Origin of the sequence: Chitinophaga sp. 180180018-3 (assembly GCF_037893185.1) — a bacterium.
GTDB lineage: Bacteria > Bacteroidota > Bacteroidia > Chitinophagales > Chitinophagaceae > Chitinophaga.
Window position 1 is genome coordinate 198,394 of sequence record NZ_CP140772.1, and the last position, 21,054, is coordinate 219,447.

A 21,054-nucleotide genomic window follows, 5' to 3' on the forward strand; every position below is an offset into this window, starting at 1 on the left:
AAAGATCGTAAATCAGTACTATTTTTGGCCCTTCTGAAAAATTAAGACATGAAATATCTACTGTTATCCGCATGTTTGTTTTTAACCGCTTTCTTTCGATTATCTGCACAGGAAAATCCCATGTCGAAAGGATGGGAATTTGCACGCGCCGACGAAGGCATCTGGCGTCCGGCCACTGTTCCGGGCACTGTACATACCGACCTGCTCGCCCAGAAATTAATCCCCGATCCGTTTGTGGGGGCCAATGAAAAAGCAGTACAATGGGTAGATAAAAAAGACTGGCAATACCGCAGGAGATGGGTGGTAAAAAAACAGGATCTGAATTTTGATGTAATTGAACTGGAGTTTAAAGGATTAGATACTTATGCAGATGTATACCTCAACGACCACCTCATTCTACAGTCCGGCAACATGTTTGTTGCCCACACGATGAATGTTAAGGAATGGCTGGTGGCCGGTAATAATGAACTGCGCATACTTTTCCGCAGTCCGGTTAAAAACGATATGCCCAAATTCCTGCAAGACAGCATCATCTATCCTGCAGGCAACGACGCCAGCGATATCCCGCTGAGTGTGTATGCCCGCAAAGCTCCTTATCACTATGGCTGGGACTGGGGCCCCCGCCTGGTAACATCCGGCATCTGGCGCCCGATATACCTGCACAGCTGGAATAAAGCCGGGATACGTGATGTGTATTGGCAACAACTGAAACTGGATTCAGCAGAGGCCAGCCTGGAAGCTGCTGTTACCATTGATGCAGCAGTGCCTGGCGATTATACGATAAAAGTACAGGATGCTGCATCCGCACGGAACCTGGCTTCCGTGCCCGTTACTTTACAGGCTGGTGTGAATACGGTAAAAGTACCATTCGCTATTAAACAGCCTAAGTTATGGTGGCCGGCAGGTGAGGGCGATCAGTACAGATATACTTTTCAGGTAGCGGTAGTCAGCAAAGGTAAAACCGTGGCTACTACGAAGAACAGGATTGGGTTGCGCACCGTGGAAGTGGTGAACAAACCGGATGAACAGGGCGAATCGTTCTTTGTAAAAGTGAATGGCCGCCCGGTTTTCATGAAAGGCGCTAACTATATACCACAGGATAATTTCCTGACCCGGGTTACGCCGGCAAAACAACAACAGCTGTTCCGTGATATGACAGAATGCCACTTCAATATGGTGCGTGTTTGGGGCGGCGGTATATACGAAGATGACAACTTCTACGAACTGGCCGATCAGGCAGGTATCCTCGTGTGGCAGGATTTTATGTTCGCCTGCACACTGTATCCCTGGGATGCAACCTTCCTGGAGAACGTAAAACAGGAAGCTGCTGATAATATCAGACGTCTCCGTAATCATCCCAGTCTTGCACTGTGGTGTGGAAACAATGAGATTGCAGTAGCCATTAAAAACTGGGGCTGGCAGTCCGGTTACGCCTATACGAACGCCCAATGGGAAAACATGCAGAAAGGATACGATAAACTGTTCCTGGAAATACTACCGGAACAGGTAGCCTCCCTGCAGCCGGGAACTTTTTATTTCCCATCCTCTCCCATCAGCAACTGGGGCCGGAAAGAAGACTTTACGAAAGGCGACAACCACTATTGGGGCGTGTGGCACGGCATGGAATGGTTTGAAGCATTTAACACGCACATCCCGCGCTTTATGAGTGAATATGGCTTTCAGTCGTTCCCGTCGATGGAAACCATCCGCACATTCGCCACCAAAGACGACTACGATATTTTCTCCAATGTCATGCAGGCGCATCAGAAAAGCCCGGCTAAAGGCAATACCGCCATTCGCACTTATATGCTGCATTACTACCGGGAGCCAAAAGATTTCCCCTCCTTTGTTTATCTCAGCCAGGTATTACAGGCCGAAGGAATGAAAATAGCCATAGAAGCACATCGCAGGGCAATGCCTTATTGTATGGGCACGTTGTACTGGCAGCTGAATGATTGCTGGCCGGGAGCTTCCTGGTCGGGCCGCGACTACGATGGCCGCTGGAAGGCCCTGCAATACTATGTAAAGGAAGCTTTCAACCCGCAACTGGTATCCAGTGTTATAGAAAACAATCAACTGGCTACCTATGTAGTAACAGACAATGTGCTGGGGCCGGCGGATCTGGAAATGACGGCGATCGACATTACCGGCAAAGTAATCTGGCACAAGGAGCTGAAGGGGCTGGAGCTGAAAAGTAACACCAGTGAAAAAGTACACACCCTCGATACAGCAGCTATGCTGCAGGGAAATAATCCGGCAAGGGTAATATTCTATGCGCAACTGCGAATCCACAATAAGTTTGCAGGCAGGAATATCTTTTACTTTGCTCCGGCGAAGGAAATGCCATTGGAAACGCCCCACCTGGATGTGGCTACCAGTAAGGCACCTAACGACGAAGGGGTGGTGTTGATCAGGGTGAAAACAGATAAGCTGGCAAGAAACGTTTATCTATCACTCGATAAACCTGCGCCGGCAGACCGTTTTGAGGAAAATTACTTCGACCTGCTGCCCGGAGAGAGCAAGACCATCAGGTTGCGTACCCGGCAGATGCCTGAGCTGATTCACCAGGCACTGAAAGTGACCACTTTAATTGAGTCTTATAAAAACTGACTATGAAAAAAATCTGTATGGCATTGGGCCTGGCCTGGCTGGGCATCAGCGCCGCTCACGCGCAGGAACCGGCTTATGTGCCTGAAAAAGACCAGGCGGTTGTGAAAAAGCTGGATGAATGGGAAGACTGGAAGTTTGGCTTACTCATGCACTGGGGGCCATATTCCCAATGGGGTGTTGTGGAGTCGTGGAGTATTTGTCCGGAAGATGAAGGCTGGACACAGCGTAAGCCTGCAGGCATCCCGTATTACGACTACCTGAAGAAATACGAGGCGCTCGGCAAAACTTTCAATCCGGTGAAATTTAACCCGGAAAAATGGGCGAAGGCAGCAAAAGATGCCGGAATGAAATACCTGGTGTTTACCACCAAGCATCACGATGGCTTTTGTATGTTTGATACCAAACAAACAGATTATAAGGTAACCGCCCCGGATGGTGCGTTTAGCAAAGATCCCCGGTCGAATATTGCCAAAGAAGTGTTTGAAGCTTTCCGCAAAGAAGGTATCCATGCGGGTGCTTACTTCTCCAAACCAGACTGGCATACAGAATATTACTGGTGGAGCTACTTTCCGCCGAAAGACAGGAATGTTAACTATGATCTGAAGAAATATCCCGAAAGATGGGAGAAATTCAAACAGTATACCTATAACCAGATAGAGGAATTGATGACCGGTTATGGAAAGCTGGAAATCCTGTGGCTGGATGGAGGCTGGGTTAGGCCTCATAAGGAAAAATCACCGGCTCCGCAGGCCTGGGGCCAGATGGTAGAGCAGGATCAGGATATTGATATGGGCAGAATTGCCGGTATGGCCCGCAGTCATCAGCCGGGTCTGATTGTAGTGGACCGCAGTGTACACGGACCATACGAGAATTACCGCACGCCGGAACAGGAGATCCCCAACAAGCCCCTGGATTATCCCTGGGAAACCTGTATGACAATGGGCGGATCATGGTCGTATGTACCGGACGATAAATACAAATCAGTAAATGTATTGATCCACAACCTGGTGGATATCGTAGCCAAAGGGGGTAACTACCTGCTGAACGTAGGTCCTGGTCCGGATGGCGAGCTGCACGAAGCAGCCTATACTACCATGAAACATATCGGTGAATGGATGCATATCAATGGTGATGCTATCTATGGAACCCGGGCTGTGGCTCCTTACAAAGATGGAAAAGTGTGCTTTACCCGTAAAAAGGACGGAAGCGTATACGCAATATACCTGTTGGACGAAAATGAAAAGCTGCCGGCAGAGATCTCCTTTAAAGGAATTACCCCGGCTCGCGGTGCCCGGTTGCAGATGTTAGGAACTTCAGACCGGCTGGTGTGGAAAACCTCGGCAGAAGGGGTGACCATTCAGATTCCTGAATCTGCCCGTAATAAGGGCTTACAACATGCGGTGGCTATCAAAATACCTGCTGTTAATAAGATGTGATTCGTGTGTGAATTAATGTGAGTTAATGTTGATAATTAAAAAAGAGGTGGTGCCTACCCCGGTGCCGCCTCTTTTCTGTTTTATAGTTGATATTCTCACAATTGATAGCTATATGAACAGAAACCCAAAAGTTTTACTTGTCGAGGACGACAAGGTTTTCGGGGCCATTGTTAAGCAGCGCCTGGAAGAGGCTGGGTATAACGTAGATCATTGTTACGATGGAAATGAGGCCTGGAGCTTATATGACAGCGTTCGTTATGATATTTGCCTGTTGGATATTGTACTGCCCGGCAGGAACGGTTTTGAGCTGGCAAAGGAAATCAGGAACAGCACTATGCTGACGCCTATTTTCTTTCTCACTTCTGAAAGAGTACAGGAAGAAGACCGCCTTGAGGGATTCAGCCTGGGAGGAGATGGATACCTGATTAAGCCTTTCAGTTTTGAAGAGTTGCTGAGAAGGATGCAGGTAATCCTGAAATGGACCCGGCCGCCGCGGACGGAGCTTACCATCGGCCATTCGCTGGGGATGTACACCTACCACTACCACAAACTGAGGATCTTCGAAACCGAGAGCAAACAGGTGAAATGTAAACTTTCACCCATAGAAGCTAAGATGTTGCGTTATTTCCTGAGCCGTCCCAACATTATCGTACAGAAAGATGAAGTACTGTTGCGGGTTTGGGGCAAGGAGGATTTTTATGCCAGCCGCAGCATGGATGTTTTTATCGGCCGTATCCGGAAACAGCTGAAGCTGGAGCCTAGGGTGGAGCTGGAAACAGTGTATAATGTAGGACTGCGGTTGAATGTCCCCGATACCTTACTACCAGTCAGGATCAGCGTACCACTTAACAGTTAGTCACTACTTTTTCCCTTTGAAAACGACCAGATTCCCCTTCCTGGCCCTGTGGCCCGGAGGGGGAATTATTTTTACAGTCGCCCCGCATTTTCCGGCCGCTTTTCTTTCAGAATATATTAAATCGTAACTTTATACCAATGGAAACAGTGGCTGTACAAAAATATAACTTAGACGAAGAGCAGGAAAAGAAAGAAATCGTTCGACATTACCGGGCTTTATTGAGGGCGTTAAAACCGCGTTTGAAAAAAGGTGACAGGGAGTTGGTACGTACTGCTTTTGAAATGGCAGCAGATGCACATAAGGAAATGCGGCGTAAATCAGGAGAGCCCTATATCCTTCATCCGCTGGCAGTGGCACAGATTTGTGTGGAAGAGATCGGGTTGGGCGTACGCTCTGCCATCTGTGCTTTGTTACATGATACTGTGGAAGATACAGAAGTAACGCTGGAAGATGTATCCAGGGAATTTGGTAACGAGATCGCGCACATAGTAGATGGTCTTACCAAGATATCTACCGTGATAGATTCCAGCACCAGCACCGCTCAGGCGGAAAATTTCAAGAAAATACTGCTTACACTGGCCGATGATCCGCGGGTTATCCTTATCAAGCTGGCAGACAGGCTGCATAATATGCGTACACTGGACAGCATGAGCCGTGAAAAACAGCTGAAAATAGCTTCAGAAACCGTATTTATTTACGCGCCATTGGCCCACCGTCTTGGTTTGTATAATATCAAATCAGAGATGGAAGACCTGGCCATGAAATACACCGAGCAACAAACCTACCGCGAAATAGCGAAGCGCCTCAAGGAAACCAAACGTGAGCGCACCCGCTATATCAACGAGTTTATTAAACCTATCAAGGAAGTGTTGCAGGAGGAAGGATTTAATTTTGATATTTTCGGAAGACCCAAATCCATTCACTCCATTCACAACAAGATCAAAACCAAGGGTGTTGCCTTTGAGGAAGTATATGATCTTTTTGCCATCCGTATTATCCTGGATTCCCCACTGGAAAGGGAAAAAGCGGACTGCTGGAAGGTGTATTCGATCATCACCGATTTCTATCATCCCAGCCCAGAAAGAACCCGCGACTGGCTCAGCAACCCTAAATCCAATGGGTACGAAGCTTTACACGTAACAGTAATGGGGCCGCAGGGAAAATGGGTGGAAGTACAAATCCGTTCCAAAAGAATGAACGACTATGCTGAAAAAGGCGTAGCCGCTCACTGGCGTTACAAAGAAGGAAGCGCCAATCCACAACAGGAGTCGAAATTTGATCAGTGGTTTACACAGATCCGGGAAATACTCAGCAACCCCGATTCAAATACGCTCGACTTCCTGGCTGATTTCAAGAGCAACCTCTTTACAGAGGAAATATATGTTTACACGCCGAAAGGCGATCTGAAAATCCTGCCGGTAAACTCAACTGCGCTGGATTTTGCCTATTCTATACACAGTGCGGTGGGAAATAAGTGTATAGGCGCTAAGGTGAATTATAAACTGGTACCGCTTAGCCATAAATTGCGTAGTGGAGATCAGGTGGAAATCATTACCTCCAGTAAACAAAAGCCGTCGGAAGACTGGCTGAATTTTGTACTGACTGCCAAGGCCAAATCCAAGATCAAGGATGCACTGAAAGAAGAGAAAAGGAAAGTGGCCATGGATGGGAAAGCTGCACTGGAGCGGAAATTGTCGCATATGAACATCAGTACCAGTCAACATAACATCAACGAACTGGTACAATTCTATAAACAACCATCTCCGCTTGACCTGTATTACCAGGTAGCGGTAAAGAACATCGATCTGAAGGAACTGAAGCAGTTCACGGTGCTGGGCGACAAACTGGAACCGCCCAAACCTGTGAAGGTGCCGGAACATCTGCCAGAAGATCATGTGAAGCATCAGCTGCCCTCTAAAAAAGACGCAGAGCTGATCATTTTCGGGGAAAGCTCCGATAAGATTGCCTATAAGCTGGCTAACTGCTGCCGTCCTATTCCTGGCGACGACGTATTTGGCTTTATTACTGCCAGCGAAGGGCTGAAAATACATCGTACCAACTGCCCGAACGCCGCCCAACTGTTGGCAAATTATGGTCACAGGGTGGTGAAAACGAAATGGGTGAAGAACCGGGAGATCTCTTTCCTGACAGGTTTGCGCATTATAGGTATGGACGATGTGGGTGTGATTCACAAGATTACCAATATCATCTCCGGTGAATTGAAAATCAATATCTCTGCCCTCAGTATTGAATCCAAAGAAGGCTTATTCGAAGGCCTGATTAAGGTCTACGTACATGATAAGGAAGAACTGGACGAGCTCGTGGAACGCCTTAAAAAACTGGACGGGATACAGTCGATACAGCGATTGGAAGAATAGTTCCCGGATACTGATGGATAGCTACTGGTTGCCAGTAGCTAAAATTTGTATTTGTTAATATTCGCCTTAATTTTGCGTCTTCTTTTAAAGCAACAACCTCCGATAATTAATTAAATCATTATGGTAGACGTTTTGTTAGGCCTGCAATGGGGCGACGAAGGCAAAGGTAAAATTGTGGACTATTTTGCCGGCAGGTACGACGTGATTGCCCGTTTCCAGGGTGGCCCGAATGCTGGTCATACTTTGTATGTAAACGGACAGAAAGTAGTATTGCGCACCATCCCTTCAGGTGTATTCCATGATAAGACCATCAATCTTATCGGTAATGGCGTAGTGCTGGATCCTGTCGCTTTCAAAAAGGAGAGCGAAGATATTGCAGCATTGGGTGTAGATCTGACAAAAAACCTGTTTATTGCAGAAAAAACGCATATCATTGTACCTACGCACCGTGCGCTGGATAAAGCGTCTGAGATAGCTAAAGGCAATGAGAAGATCGGCTCTACCCTTAAAGGCATCGGACCTGCCTATATGGATAAAACCGGCAGAAATGGCTTACGTGTGGGCGACGTTTTATCTCCTGATTTTAAGAACCTGTATGAGAAACTGAAACAGAAACATCTGCAACTGTTGTCTCATTTTGATATATCAGAATTCGCTGAAGATATTGCCAACTGGGAAGCTGAGTTCTTCGAAGCCATCCCTTTCCTGAAGAAAATGAATGTTGTTAGTGGTGAATATTTCATCAACGAAAAACTGAAAGCCGGTAAGAAAATACTCGCGGAAGGTGCTCAGGGAAGCATGCTGGATGTGGATTTCGGCACTTACCCGTTTGTCACTTCTTCCAATACCATTTCAGCTGGTGTATGCACCGGACTGGGTATTGCACCCCGCTGGATCAAAGATGTGATCGGTGTTACCAAAGCCTACTGCACCCGCGTGGGTAGTGGCCCTTTCCCGACTGAGCTCCACGATACTACCGGTGAAAGACTGCGTTCCGCAGGTCACGAATTCGGCGCCGTTACCGGCCGCCCCCGCCGCTGTGGCTGGATTGACCTCGTTGCGCTGAATTATACCTGCATGCTGAGTGGTGTTACTCAACTGGTGATAACAAAAAGCGATGTACTCGACGAATTCGACGAAATCCGCGCCTGCACCGCATATGAAATAAATGGAAAGCAAACGAAAGAACTGCCTTTCCAGCTAAACGGTCTGGACATTAAACCAGTGTGGGAATCCTTCAAAGGATGGAGCGACAAAACATCTACATGCAAGCAATTCAATGAGTTACCGGCTGAGATGAAAGCATTGGTTTCGACGATAGATAATTATCTGGGCGTTCCCGTGAAATACGTTTCCAATGGCCCCGGACGCGATCAGATCCTTGAAAAGTAGAAGGAAAAAAGTAAGGAAAAAAAACGGCAAAAAAAATTTGGCGAATAAAAAAAACTATTAAAACTTTACGGCAAAGAAATAAGGTAACCTATTATGAAATCAAAATCTGATAAAGAGAAAGAGACTAAAAAAACTACTTCTCCTAAGACTGCAAAAGACGCTCCCAAAGCTGCGGAAAAGCCTAAGAAAGAGGTGGATGATGATGACGATGAGGAGGAAGATGATGAAGATGCAAAAACTTCTAAATCTACTTCCAAAAAATCAGATAAGTCTGCATCAAAATCCAAACGTAAAGATGACGATGAGGAGGATGATGACGATGATGAGATAGACGATATGGATGACGCCTGGGAAAAAGGAGAAGATGAGGATTATGATCCTGACTTCGAAGAATTTGATATGCCTAAATCCAAAGGTAAACGCGGTCGCCCTGGTACTAAGAAACAGGACGATGACGATGACCTCGGCATTGATGATGAATTCAAAGACATGGATCTGTTCAACGATCGCTTCGATGATGACGACGATGATTTTTAAGCATTAAAACACGATTGTTATCAGGATATTTCACACCTTCCAGGTTGAGGATCTGAAGATATTCAAACAACAAATGTTGAATTGGGGCAACCAGTTCAACATTTGTTGTTTTTTGGACAATAATAACTATCAGTCGCCCTCAGGTCAATTTGAGGCCATGTTGGCCGCAGATGCGCTCTATACCATTGAAACAGGCCCTGGCAACGCTTTCGGGGTATTGAAAAATTTTCATCAGGCACATCACGACTGGCTCTTCGGACACCTCGCTTACGATCTCAAAAATGAAACAGCCCCCGGGTTGTACTCGCAGCATCACGATGGTATCGGTTTCCCCGATATGTGTTTTTTCGTGCCCCGCATCCTCATCCAACTGCAACGCGATGGGAGTGTGCGCATAGGTGGCGAAGCGCTTACTGCAACTGCTGCTGCCGAAATATTTAACGATTGCCAGAGAACAGCTGCTACTACAGTTGCTGCGCAAGATAAATTCCAGTCGCCGCTACAGAGCCGTTTGCATCACGACCACTATATTGCTGCTGTAAAACACCTGCAGCAACATATCCTTCATGGCGATTGTTATGAAGTGAATTTCTGCCGTGAAAATTTTATGGAACAGGTAAACGTTCATCCGCTTATGTTGTTTGAACACCTGAATGCCTTATCGCCGGCGCCTTTTGCGGCCTATTACCGCCTGGGGCGCCGTTACCTGGCCTGTTCCAGCCCCGAACGTTTCATGCAGAAAAAAGGGGATACCGTGATTTCCCAGCCAATCAAGGGTACCAGCCGGAAAGATCCTGATCCGGTCAGGGATCAGCAGCTGAAGCAACAACTATCGGACAGCGCAAAAGAAAGGGCTGAAAATGTAATGGTGGTAGACCTGGTGCGGAATGATCTTTCCCATACTGCTGTTCAGGGAAGTGTGAAAGTGACAGAGCTTTTCGGTATCTATTCGTTTGCGCAGGTGCATCACATGATTTCTACTATTTCCGCCAAACTGGCGCCGGATGTGCATTTTACGGAAGTGCTGCGGACTGCTTTTCCAATGGGATCCATGACAGGGGCGCCCAAGATCAGGGTAATGCAGCTGATAGAACAATACGAGCAAACCCGCCGCGGGCTTTATTCCGGAGCCTTGGGATATATTACACCCGATGGCGATTTTGATTTCAACGTAGTGATCCGCAGTATCCTTTACAATGCAGAAAATCAATACCTGTCGTTCCAGACCGGTTCTGCGATCACCTTTTACAGCGATCCTGCAAAGGAATGGGAAGAATGCCTGTTGAAAGCTGCGGCAATGGAAAAGGCCATCACTGGCTGAATAATTGCTCCATGGCCTCCTTGATGGTAGGATAGGAGAACTGGAATCCCGTTTGCTGAATAGCTGATGCAGAGGCCCGCATACTTTTCAGTACCTCCACACTCATTTCTCCCAATGCCAGTTTCAATACAAATGCAGGTACATAAACTGTCATAAAGCTGCGTCCTTTTGCGATCCTTGCCATGGTAAGGATCAACTCCTTATTGGTGACCGGATTAGGACCAACGGCGTTGTAGATACCCGTTAGTTTGTCGTTCACTATAGCATTGAAAAATAACCTGACGATATCGTGTATATGTATCCATGAAATATACTGATCACCCGAACCAAGTACGGTCGCAAACCCGAATCGCAGGGGCTTGTAAAACTCCTTCATGGCACCACCATCCCGGCTCAGCACGAGCCCGGAACGGAAAATAACCAGTTTTTTTCCCAGGGTGGTTATCTGGGATATGCTTTTTTCCCAGGCCTCCGTGGTAGTACCGAGGTAATCGGTAGCTGCCGGATCGGATTCTGTAAAAACATGATCCGTATATTCGCCGTAGTAGCCGGTTGCCGAGGCACTGATTACTTTCCTTACTTTGTTAGGAGTTGTTTTCAGGGTATTGAAAAGCAACTCACTGCTTTTTGTACGGCTGTCTATGATTTCCCTTTTGCGGGAGGATGTCCATCGTTTTTCTCCAACGTTGGCTCCCGCCAGGTGAATGATATAATCGGCCTGTTCTATAGCTGTTTTGTCGATAGTTTGCTCGTCTATGTTCCAGCGGGCATAGGTAACCTCACTGTTATTCCCCTTTTCGGGCCGCCTGGTCAGGATAATTACCCGGTAACCGCGCTCCAGCAACAGTTTAGTCAATGCCGTGCCTATCAGTCCAGTTCCACCGGTGATGATAACGGTATCCATTCAAGTATAGCTACGTTTTAAAATAATTTATTAAAAATACACAATAAATCTGCCCTTTTGGAATTTATGTAAAAGCAGGGCTTACCAGCAGTAATTTCTGAATTTTTAGTGTAAGTTTGAAAATGGTACATACATTGTGCCATCTGCATTATCCTAACAACATCTGAAATCTATTTTACCGCATGCATACGCTATACCGTCTACAACTAGTATTGCTGTTGATCTTTATCAGCACAGCAGCAATGGCGCAGAAAATAACCTATTCTGAACCGGAGAAGGATGACTATAAAAGCACCGAGTTCGAAATTATCGGCCGGGTGGCCGGTAACATCCTGGTGTATAAGGCGGACCGCGGCGATTATGTGGTATCTGTATACGATAATGAAATGCAGCTGAAAGACAGAGTAAAGCTCGATTTCCTGCCCCGCAAGATCATCAGTATGGATTTCGTGGCCTATCCGAACAAAGTGTTGATGATCTACCAGTTCCAGCGTAAAGATGCAGTTTACAGTATATGTGCCACCATGTCGCCGGATGCGAAGTTTGCGGATGCGCCTGTAGTGCTGGATTCTACCCGTATCGGCATGTATTCCAAAGACAATAAAGTATATTCTACAGAGATCTCGGAAGATAAGAACCGCATCATGGTGTATAAAATCAACCAGGATAAGGAAGACAATAACGTGTTCTATACTTTCCTGTACGACAGTACCATGAGCCTCGTGAATAACAGCCGCCTTGCCCTGCCCATGCAGAAAAGACAGTTCCTCAGCAATTTCAATCTCACCAACTCCGGCGATTTTGTATTCACTAAGCTGGAACGCACGTCTAACAGGGATTATGTGGTTAATGGCAGTATGGTGATAAAACGCTCGCTGGTCGACAGTTTTGAAATAGAACCCATGGCATTCAAAGCTCAGCTGCTCGATGAAATTAAAATGAAGCTGGATAACAGTAAACATACGGCATTGGTCACCGCGTTTTACTATAAGCAGAAGCGCGGCAATGTGGAGGGGCTTTACCTCTATAAGTACGATTATGGCGAGCATAAACTGCTGTATGAGCGTTCCCAGCTATTCCCGGATGATCTGAAATCCAATGCCCGTGGAGAATCCAGCACCAACGCTGCGTTTAATGACTATTTTATCCGGAAAGTCATCAATACTGCCAACGGAGGATTTCTGCTTACTGCGGAATCATTTTCTACTTCTTCCCGGTACCAGCCCTGGAACCGCTGGAACTATATGTACGGGCCTTATGGCAGCTTTTATGGCCCCTATGGAGGCTGGTATTCTCCGTACTATTATTCTCCGTTCTCTTCCATGTATTATAACCCTTACTACTGGAACAACTCCCAGGGACTGCGTTATCACTATGATAATGTAGCGGTAATGTCGTTTGATGAGGAAGGCAATATGCAATGGTCTAATTTCGTTCATAAGAGCCAGTTCGATGATAATGCTGATCTGTATCTGTCTTACCTGATGGTAAATGTGGGCAGCGAGCTTCGTTTCCTGTATAATGAGCTGGAAAGAAGGAACTTTATGTTGACCGATGTTAGCCTGGCGCCGGGCGGGAAGGTGAACCGCATGCCAACCCTGCGCAACCTCGACAAAGGATTCACGTGGATGCCCCGTTACGGAAAACAGATTGGTGCACGGACAGTGGTGATACCCTGTGTTTACAGGAATTATATTTGCTTTGCTAAAATTGACTTTTAATCACACCTTTGCACTGTGATAAAATTTTTCCGTTCCGGCAATCCTCTGACGGTATTGCTGCTGTTAATATACACACTGGTTGTTAAATTCTATTATCTGCTGCATCCATCGTCTTTTCTGGCGGATGGGTCGGAGGGATTATTGTACCATTTGCTGGTAAAGTGGATGCAAACCATTTTGGGTAACAGCCCGCTGGCATTTACATCACTGGCCATACTGCTGCTCTTCCTGCAATCGCTGTTATTTACCAGGATCATTAACCATCACCGGTTATTTGCCAGGGCTACGTACCTGCCGGCAATGTGTTACCTGTTGTTTACTTCGATGCTGCAAAGCTGGAATGTTTTTTCTCCGGCGCTGATCGTCAACCTGATCATGCTGTGGGTGTTTGCCAGTATAACAGAGCTGTATACACGTACTTCGGCGAGAGATGTGGTATTCAATATCGGATTTGCATTGGGGATATGCGGGTTATTCTATTTCCCGGCAGTGATTTTCTGCCTGTTACTACTTGCCAGTATGCTGATCATGAGGGCATTCAGGCTGGCAGAATGGATCATTGCCTTGCTGGGACTGCTCTGTCCGCTGTACCTGATGGGTACTTACCTGTTTCTGACCAGCCGGATGACATTGTTGTGGAAGATTCCGAATATCGGGTTATCACTTCCGTTGATCACTGATTACAAAGTATGGGGCGCTATGGTGGCCTGTGTGCTGTTTTTCGTGATAGGCTGGCTGCTGTTGCAGCGTCCTTTGAAAAAAATGTTGATACAGGGCCGTAAAATATGGGCCGCTCTTATCATATACGTACTGGTAGCCATGCTGGTACCATTCTTCAATGTTCACTTTTCTGCTGCTTACTGGGTGCTGGCGGTACTACCGGTATCAATGTTCGCAGGTAACGTATTCTGGTCGATTACTAACGATACTTTTGCCAACATTATCCACCTTATTACACTGGCATACGTAATCGTCATGCAATATTTCAGCTGATAGCAATCTTTAATGAGCTGATTACCAGTTTTTTGTTAAAACAGGACAAACGGCAATGGAAAATTGCGAACGGCGAAGTAATTTTGTCCTTTCCTTTTAGTTTTGTTATCCGCATAAAATGGGGGTAATGACAGGGAAAAACAGTTTTTAAAGCATTATTTACATATAAACACAAAACATTTTCAGATGAAATTTGGCGTTGTCACCTTTCCCGGCTCTAACTGCGATCACGATATGATAGATTCCCTGCGTAATGACCTGGGACAGGAAGTTATAGAACTGTGGCATAAGGATAAGGACCTGAGCGCATTCAGCACAGCAGATTGCATTGTATTACCGGGAGGATTCTCTTATGGCGACTACCTGCGTTGCGGTGCTATTGCCAGATTCAGTCCGATGATGCAGAGTGTGATCGAGTTTGCCAATAAAGGTGGCCGGGTAGTGGGTGTTTGTAATGGTTTCCAGGTATTATGCGAAGCTGGCCTGTTACCGGGTGTATTGTTGCTGAATCAGCACCAGCAGTTTGTTTGTAAGAATGTATATCTGAAAAGCGAAAATAATGTAGCATCTATTACGAAAGACGTGACCGGCCGTCCGCTGATGATTCCTGTTGCTCACGGAGAGGGTCGTTATCACGCAAATGAGGCTACACTGGACGAGCTGTTTAAGAACAACCAGGTATTGTTCCGTTACTGCGACGAATTTGGCAATATTGTTGACACTGCTAACCCGAATGGAGCGCTCCGCAATATTGCAGGTATCTGTAACAGTGAAAGGAATGTATTTGGTATGATGCCTCATCCGGAAAGAGCTACCAGCACTGTTCTGGGCAATACAGACGGACAGCTGATATTACAAAGTCTTATTAATAACAATTAATAGATCAAACCAACCAACCAATTAAAAAGAAAAGCATGAAAAAATTATTAACAGTACTGGCTTTATTTGCCTTGCCTATCCTGGCCAGCGCCCAGATAGAGAATCCAGTGAAATGGAGCTTTACCGCCAAGAAGGTAAACGCTACTACTTACGAGGTGCATGCCACTGCATCTATTCAGGCCGGATGGCATTTATATGCACAGGAATCAGGAGAAGGACCAGTACCTACGTCTTTCAAGTTTACCAAGAATCCGCTGGCAGCTACTACCGGTAAAGTAGAAGAAGTGGGTAAACTGCATAAATCTTTCGATAAGAACTTTAACACCGAACTGAAATACTACGAAAACACTGTTGACTTCGTACAAAAGGTGGCTGTTAAAGGGAAAGCCGCTACTAAAGTAAAAGGCTCTGTAGAATTCATGGTGTGCGACGATCACCAGTGTCTGCCGCCTAAGGAAGTAGAGTTTGCGGTAAGTGTGGGAGGAAAATAAATTGAATCCGTTAACAGATAACAATATTCGCAAAACGAGTTCCTCTCACCGGGAACTCGTTTCTTGTTTTCTTTTATCAATATTATTTAAAGCCTATTGACTTTATGAAGCAACTGCTTTCATTTTTAATACCTGTTCTTGCACTGTTCTCATTAAGTGCAAAAGCACAGGACGCAACAAGCCCAAAACCTGTGAAGTGGGAGGTTTCCGCGGAGAAGAAAGGTGATCAGGAATATGTTTTGCATCTGAAGGGCAAGATAGAAAAGGGTTGGCTGATTTTCTCCACTACCATGGGGAACGACGACCCGAACACAAGGATAGTGCTGGATAGCAGCGTTAATGGGGCTATTGCCGGTATTACCGAAAATGGTAAGCTGGAAAACCGCAAGGAGCCGCTGTTCGACAACCTGGATATCAAATATTTTGAAAATGAGGTAGAGTTGGTGGCCAGCGTAAAAGTTAAAGCCGCTATTCCTCAACTGGCTGGTACCATCACTTACATGGCATTGAAGGGGCAGGATGCTGTACCGGAAGAAGAAGCATTCAGTGTGTCCGTCGGAGATGGGACCGCAGCTAAAGCCGCTACTGCTGGCACTCCGGTCACTACTCCTTTGAAAGATGACGTGGCAGAAGATGATGCCTCCAACAAATCGTTATGGTGGATATTCATCGCCAGCTTTGGTGGTGGATTTATTGCATTGATCACACCCTGTGTGTTTTCGATGATCCCCATTACGGTTAGCTTCTTCACCAAGCGTAGCGGCACCAGGGCACAGGGCATCAAAAATGCCTTTACTTATTCGTTGTCGATTATCATCATTTATACGCTGCTGGGATTCATTATCACGAAACTGTTCGGAGCCAGCGCGCTGAACTCACTGGCCAGCAACGGTATTGCGAACATGATTTTCTTTGTGATTTTCCTGTTGTTCGCATTTTCTTTCCTTGGGGCATTCGAGATCAGTTTACCCAGTTCCTGGGCGAATGTATCTGATTCCAAGGCCGGAATGGGCAGCATGTTAGGGATCTTTTTCATGGCGCTTACGCTTGCCATCGTATCATTCTCCTGCACTGGTCCGATCCTCGGTAACCTGCTGGTGCTGGCAGCAAAAGGAGGTAACTCCGGTCCGCTGGTGGGAATGTTTGGTTTCTCACTGGCCCTGGCTATACCTTTCTCCCTGTTTGCATTATTCCCAAGTCTGCTGAACAAGATCGGCAAATCAGGCGGATGGCTGAATGCAGTGAAAGTAACCCTGGGTTTCCTGGAACTGGCGCTGGCATTGAAATTCCTGTCGAATGTGGATATGGCTTATCACTGGAATCTGCTCGACAGGGAAATATTCCTGGCGCTGTGGATCGCTATCTTCGGATTGCTGACCCTGTATCTCATAGGGAAGCTGAAATTCAGCCACGACAGTGATGTGCCTTTCCTCACTGTAACAAGGCTTTGCTTCGCTATTGCTACCTTCACCTTCGTGATCTATATGATTCCGGGAATGTGGGGTGCACCATTGCGAGGTATCAGCGGATTCCTGCCGCATGAAGGTTCTCAGGACTTTAACCTGAATAAATCACTGGTGGATATTCAGGCATCGCTGGAAAGCGGTGCTGGCAGTGGTTCGGGTGGTGGCAGTCATGCTAATACCATCAAACCGGTGAAGCTGGCAGGCATACTTCATTCTGAGATCCCGGGCGTTGAAAATGTATTCTTTGATTACGAAGAAGCGCAGGCAGCAGCCAAAGCGGCCAATAAGCCGCTGATGCTCGACTTCACAGGGCATACCTGCGTAAACTGCCGTAAGTTCGAGAAATCAGTGCTTTCTAATCCGGCTGTGATGAAGATCCTGCGTAACGACTTTATCGTAGCTTCTCTGTATACCGATGAGAAATCTTCGCTACCGGAAGCAGAGCGTTTTGTATCGAAGTTCGATGGCAGCAAGATCACCAACGTAGGTCAGAAGAACCTGGATCTGGAAGCCACTCATTTCAACCGGAACTCGCAGCCATATTACATTCCGGTGGATCTGGAAGGCAAGCCGCTGGTAAATAAGGGATATGGTTATGATCCGAAAGAAGATGTGGATGAATTTGTGAAATACCTGGAAGCAGCAAAAGCTGAGTTTCAGAAGAGAACTAAGAATTAAGCATATAACATTAAGCAATAAGCCGAAGGCCTTAGCAGATAATAGTCGTCTGCTAAGGCCTTCGGCTTATTACGTGTTATATCTTAAAACTGGTACGAAAGAATTTGTTCAGCCCCGATCTTCTCCTGCTTTCCGCTTTCGAGGTTCTTAATGCTCATCATATTCTCCTGCAGTTCAGATTCTCCGAGGATGACTACAAAAGGAATATTCCGCTTGTTGGCATATTTCATTTGTTTGTCCATCTTGGCGTTTTCATGGAATATTTCTGCAGCGATACCTTTCCCCCTCAGCGCCATCATGTATTCAAAAGCTTTTCTGGCACTGGTTTCACCAAGATTCAGGAACAGCACTCTGGTAGATTGCTGAGCAGTAGGGGGGAAGAGGTTGAGTTCTTCCAGTACATCATATATACGATCCACACCAAAGGAGATGCCCACGCCGGAGATGCCCGGAAGGCCGAAAAGGCCGGTGAGATCATCGTACCGGCCGCCACCGCCGATGCTACCCATTTTCACGGAGGCAGGGGCTTTTACTTCTACAATCAGGCCGGTGTAGTAGTTCAGGCCACGTGCGAGTGTAACATCGATGACAGGTTCGGTATTAAAGCTGGCATATCCGGAATTAATAACAAATGATAATTCTTCAATTCCTTTAAGCGCGGTGGCTGATGATTGCAGCAGCTGGCCCAGTTGCGCGAGTTTTTCTTCGCTGCTACCGGTAATGCCGAGGAATTTTTCGATGATGTTGATTTCATCGTCTGTCAGGCCTCTGGATTGCAGTTCTTTTCTCACTCCTTCTGCGCCGATCTTATCCAATTTATCGATCGAAATGGTGATATCCATTAATAATTCCGGTTTGCCAATAACCTCTGCAAGACCAAACAGGATCTTGCGGTTATTGATCCGGAGCTCATAGCCCTGCATACCAAGTCTGGTAAGTACAGTATCATAAATCAACAATAATTCCACTTCATTTAAGAGGGAATTGCTGCCTACCACATCTGCATCACATTGATAGAATTCGCGATAGCGGCCTTTCTGGGGCTTATCGGCACGCCATACCGGTTGCATCTGATATCGCTTGAAAGGCAAGGCCAGTTCATGTTGATTCATTACCACATAGCGGGCAAACGGAATGGTAAGATCATACCTGAGAGCTTTTTCCGTAATGGCGGATATCAGTTCTTTATTATCTGTAGCTTGTTGGGCATCGTTGAAGATATCGCCGTTGTTCAGCACTTTGAACATCAGTTTATCCCCTTCCTCACCATATTTCCCGGTAAGTGTCGATAAATTCTCCATTGCAGGGGTTTCCAGTGGCTGGAAACCAAATAATTCAAAAGTTTCGCGGATGGTCTGGAAAATGTAATTGCGTTTGCGTACTACTACCGGGCCGAAATCGCGGGTGCCTTTTGGAATACCAGGCTTTATCATTTCAAAAGAATTAAAGTTTTATAGTTGACGGTCTGTGATGGTATCGCAGGCCTCGTAGATCATTTTATAAACAGGTGCAAACAGTGCATCATCATACCAGGGGTCAGGAACATCTTTATTACCTGCCAGCAGGAATTCCACCTTCGCTTTATCGGCTTCGTTGCGGGCTTTACGCAGTACATCGGCGTAATTGTTCCGGTCCATCACGTATATATGATCGAACTGATCGAAGTCTGCCGTTTGAAATTGCCTGCCACGCAGTCCGGAAATATCCACACCATGTTTCCGGGCTTCTCGGATGGAGCGATGGTCCGGCGCATGGCCCACATGCCAGTTACCGGTGCCGGCGGAGTCTATTTCCCATTGCAGTCCTTTTTCTGCAGCCAGATGCCTCATTATGCCTTCTGCCAGTGGGGAACGACAAATGTTACCCAGGCAAACCATCAATATCTTCATCTCAAAAAGTTAAATTTCAGGCCGCAAACCTACAAGATATTGTGGAAATCTGCATCTATTTGCATCTTTTTAGGGAAGTAAAGAGATGTTAAAATGTTACTTTTTTTCCAGAAAATGCCCGAAATGACGGCAAATCATAAATTGCGGAAAATGATTGGGTTTCGAATGAAAAAATTGCAACATGTTGAGAAAATAGCTCAAATTGCGGCTGGATAAGCAACAGAGTGTAGTTTTAAGGCCATTTTTTAGTTTTCTTCTAAAATTCTCTTTACCCGATTAAAAAATTTTTTTTTGTATAATTGTAACTCGCATCATGGAAACACACGAAGAACAAACCGGCAGAAGACTGGAAAACAGGTATCGGCCAATGGGGGAGCTGATCAGGGGAATTTTTTTTATTCTTTTTGGTTTGTTTGCAATTTTTGCACAACAAATGGGATTGGCACAATTTCGGTTACCTCCCACAGGCATGAAGATAGTAGGTGCTGTGTTAATTATCTACGGCCTCTTTAGGGTTTACAACGGTTCAAGGAAACTTTTTTTTAACAGGAACTAAAGAGGTAAGATATGTTTTTCAGGTTTAGTAAGATGAATGCTGTATATTTAACGGCACTGGCAACTATAGTAATGGTCTCCTGCGGACCAAATCCAAATGCGAAAAAATTAGATACAGCCACGGAAGGTACCATACACATCAGTGTAGATGAAACGTATAAACCGCTGATAGATTCTGAAATAAAAGTTTTTGAATCACTGTATCCCAAAGCTCATATCATCCCTGTTTATAAACCAGAGGCTGATTGCTTTAAAGATCTTTTAAATGACAGCGCCCGGATGATACTCGTTACCCGCGATTTCAACCAGCAGGAACGAGATTACTTCAAGCAAATCAGAATTACGCCTCAGAGCCTTTTGCTGGCTTGGGATGCGCTTGCTCTGGTAGTGAACAAAAGTAACCCGGATTCTATTCTGTCCATGGATCAGGTGCGTGGCATCATGAATGGCACCAACGCCGGAACAGACCGTAAATGGCAACTGGTGTTTGATAATGCCAACTCAAGCACAGTGCGATATATCATGGATTCCATCAACAAGGGTAAACCTTTGCCGACCAATACAATGGCTGCTAAAACTAACCCGGATGTAGTGGATTACGTGTCGAAAAGTAAAGACGCGATTGGTGTGATAGGCGTCAGCTGGATCTCAGATCCGAATGATTCATTGTCTATGGCATTTACTCAGAAAGCTTCTGTAGTAAGACTGCGGGCCGACAATGGATCTGATTTCGTTAAGCCATACCAGGCATATATCGGTATCGGCACCTATCCGTTAAAACGTGGCTTCTTCTTCTGCCTTAAAGAGCCTCATCATGGCCTCGGTAGCGGATTTGCAACATTTCTCGGTAGTTATGAAGGACAGCTGGTGATGAAACAGTTCCGTCTATTCCCTGCCAGGTTAAATGTGGTATTCAGGGAAGCCAGCCTTAAGTAGAAAAAAAACACA

Annotated in this window: 16 protein-coding genes; 13 read left to right on the forward strand and 3 right to left on the reverse strand. The window is 46.1% G+C overall.

From position 1 onward, the window contains the following. Window positions 1-48: 48 nt before the first annotated feature. The 7 genes from UNH61_RS00845 (at window position 49) to UNH61_RS00875 (ending at window position 10,530) form a co-directional block, all read left to right on the forward strand. Window positions 49-2,610, forward strand: a complete 2,562-nt coding sequence (locus UNH61_RS00845) for a glycoside hydrolase family 2 protein (protein ID WP_326990210.1) — start codon at window positions 49-51, stop codon at window positions 2,608-2,610. Window positions 2,611-2,612: 2 nt separating this feature from the next. After that, window positions 2,613-4,046, forward strand: a complete 1,434-nt coding sequence (locus UNH61_RS00850; protein ID WP_326990211.1) for an alpha-L-fucosidase — start codon at window positions 2,613-2,615, stop codon at window positions 4,044-4,046. Between the two features lie 112 nt (window positions 4,047-4,158). Beyond that, window positions 4,159-4,902 carry a response regulator transcription factor gene (locus UNH61_RS00855; RefSeq protein ID WP_326990212.1) on the forward strand — a complete coding sequence of 248 codons (744 nt, stop codon included), beginning with the start codon at window positions 4,159-4,161 and terminating at the stop codon, window positions 4,900-4,902. A 137-nt stretch (window positions 4,903-5,039) separates the two neighbouring features. Next, window positions 5,040-7,280, forward strand: coding sequence for a RelA/SpoT family protein (locus tag UNH61_RS00860; protein WP_326990213.1), 2,241 nt, complete (start codon window positions 5,040-5,042; stop codon window positions 7,278-7,280). Window positions 7,281-7,400: 120 nt separating this feature from the next. Next, window positions 7,401-8,672 carry an adenylosuccinate synthase gene (locus UNH61_RS00865; RefSeq protein ID WP_326990214.1) on the forward strand — a complete coding sequence of 424 codons (1,272 nt, stop codon included), beginning with the start codon at window positions 7,401-7,403 and terminating at the stop codon, window positions 8,670-8,672. Window positions 8,673-8,765: 93 nt separating this feature from the next. Next, a complete protein-coding gene (locus UNH61_RS00870; protein ID WP_326990215.1) occupies window positions 8,766-9,209 on the forward strand; it encodes a hypothetical protein in 444 nt (147 codons plus the stop codon). Between the two features lie 112 nt (window positions 9,210-9,321). Continuing rightward, window positions 9,322-10,530: an anthranilate synthase component I family protein gene (locus UNH61_RS00875; RefSeq protein WP_326990216.1), complete on the forward strand. Its 1,209-nt coding sequence runs from the start codon at window positions 9,322-9,324 to the stop codon at window positions 10,528-10,530. Here the strand turns inward: UNH61_RS00875 and UNH61_RS00880 are convergent. Then, window positions 10,520-11,434, reverse strand: a complete 915-nt coding sequence (locus tag UNH61_RS00880; protein WP_326990217.1) for a TIGR01777 family oxidoreductase — start codon at window positions 11,432-11,434, stop codon at window positions 10,520-10,522. The two genes, UNH61_RS00875 and UNH61_RS00880, sit on opposite strands and share 11 nt — an antisense overlap. 182 nt (window positions 11,435-11,616) lie before the next feature. On the opposite strand from UNH61_RS00880, the gene UNH61_RS00885 reads away from it, so the two are divergent. The 5 genes from UNH61_RS00885 (at window position 11,617) to UNH61_RS00905 (ending at window position 17,662) form a co-directional block, all read left to right on the forward strand. Continuing rightward, window positions 11,617-13,155, forward strand: a complete 1,539-nt coding sequence (locus UNH61_RS00885) for a hypothetical protein (protein WP_326990218.1) — start codon at window positions 11,617-11,619, stop codon at window positions 13,153-13,155. Between the two features lie 15 nt (window positions 13,156-13,170). After that, entirely contained in the window at window positions 13,171-14,148 is a 978-nt protein-coding gene (locus UNH61_RS00890; RefSeq protein WP_326990219.1) for a hypothetical protein, read from the forward strand. Window positions 14,149-14,334: 186 nt separating this feature from the next. Beyond that, on the forward strand, window positions 14,335-15,027 hold the full coding sequence (purQ, locus tag UNH61_RS00895) for a phosphoribosylformylglycinamidine synthase subunit PurQ (RefSeq protein ID WP_326990220.1): 693 nt from the start codon (window positions 14,335-14,337) through the stop codon (window positions 15,025-15,027). A gap of 35 nt (window positions 15,028-15,062) precedes the next feature. Then, the gene (locus tag UNH61_RS00900; protein WP_326990221.1) at window positions 15,063-15,518 is read left to right on the forward strand and encodes a protein-disulfide reductase DsbD domain-containing protein; all 456 of its coding nucleotides are present in this window, start codon (window positions 15,063-15,065) and stop codon (window positions 15,516-15,518) included. Window positions 15,519-15,622: 104 nt separating this feature from the next. Then, complete coding sequence (locus tag UNH61_RS00905) at window positions 15,623-17,662, forward strand: cytochrome c biogenesis protein CcdA (protein ID WP_326990222.1); 2,040 nt, start codon at window positions 15,623-15,625, stop codon at window positions 17,660-17,662. A gap of 83 nt (window positions 17,663-17,745) precedes the next feature. Here the strand turns inward: UNH61_RS00905 and hisS are convergent, their stop codons facing one another. Next, window positions 17,746-19,095 carry a histidine--tRNA ligase gene (gene hisS / locus UNH61_RS00910; RefSeq protein ID WP_326990223.1) on the reverse strand — a complete coding sequence of 450 codons (1,350 nt, stop codon included), beginning with the start codon at window positions 19,093-19,095 and terminating at the stop codon, window positions 17,746-17,748. Between the two features lie 18 nt (window positions 19,096-19,113). Continuing rightward, window positions 19,114-19,551 carry a low molecular weight protein-tyrosine-phosphatase gene (locus UNH61_RS00915; protein ID WP_326990224.1) on the reverse strand — a complete coding sequence of 146 codons (438 nt, stop codon included), beginning with the start codon at window positions 19,549-19,551 and terminating at the stop codon, window positions 19,114-19,116. Between the two features lie 567 nt (window positions 19,552-20,118). Here UNH61_RS00915 and UNH61_RS00920 point away from each other — a divergent pair. Then, a complete protein-coding gene (locus tag UNH61_RS00920; protein WP_326990225.1) occupies window positions 20,119-21,042 on the forward strand; it encodes a substrate-binding domain-containing protein in 924 nt (307 codons plus the stop codon). The last annotated feature ends 12 nt before the right edge of the window (window positions 21,043-21,054 follow it).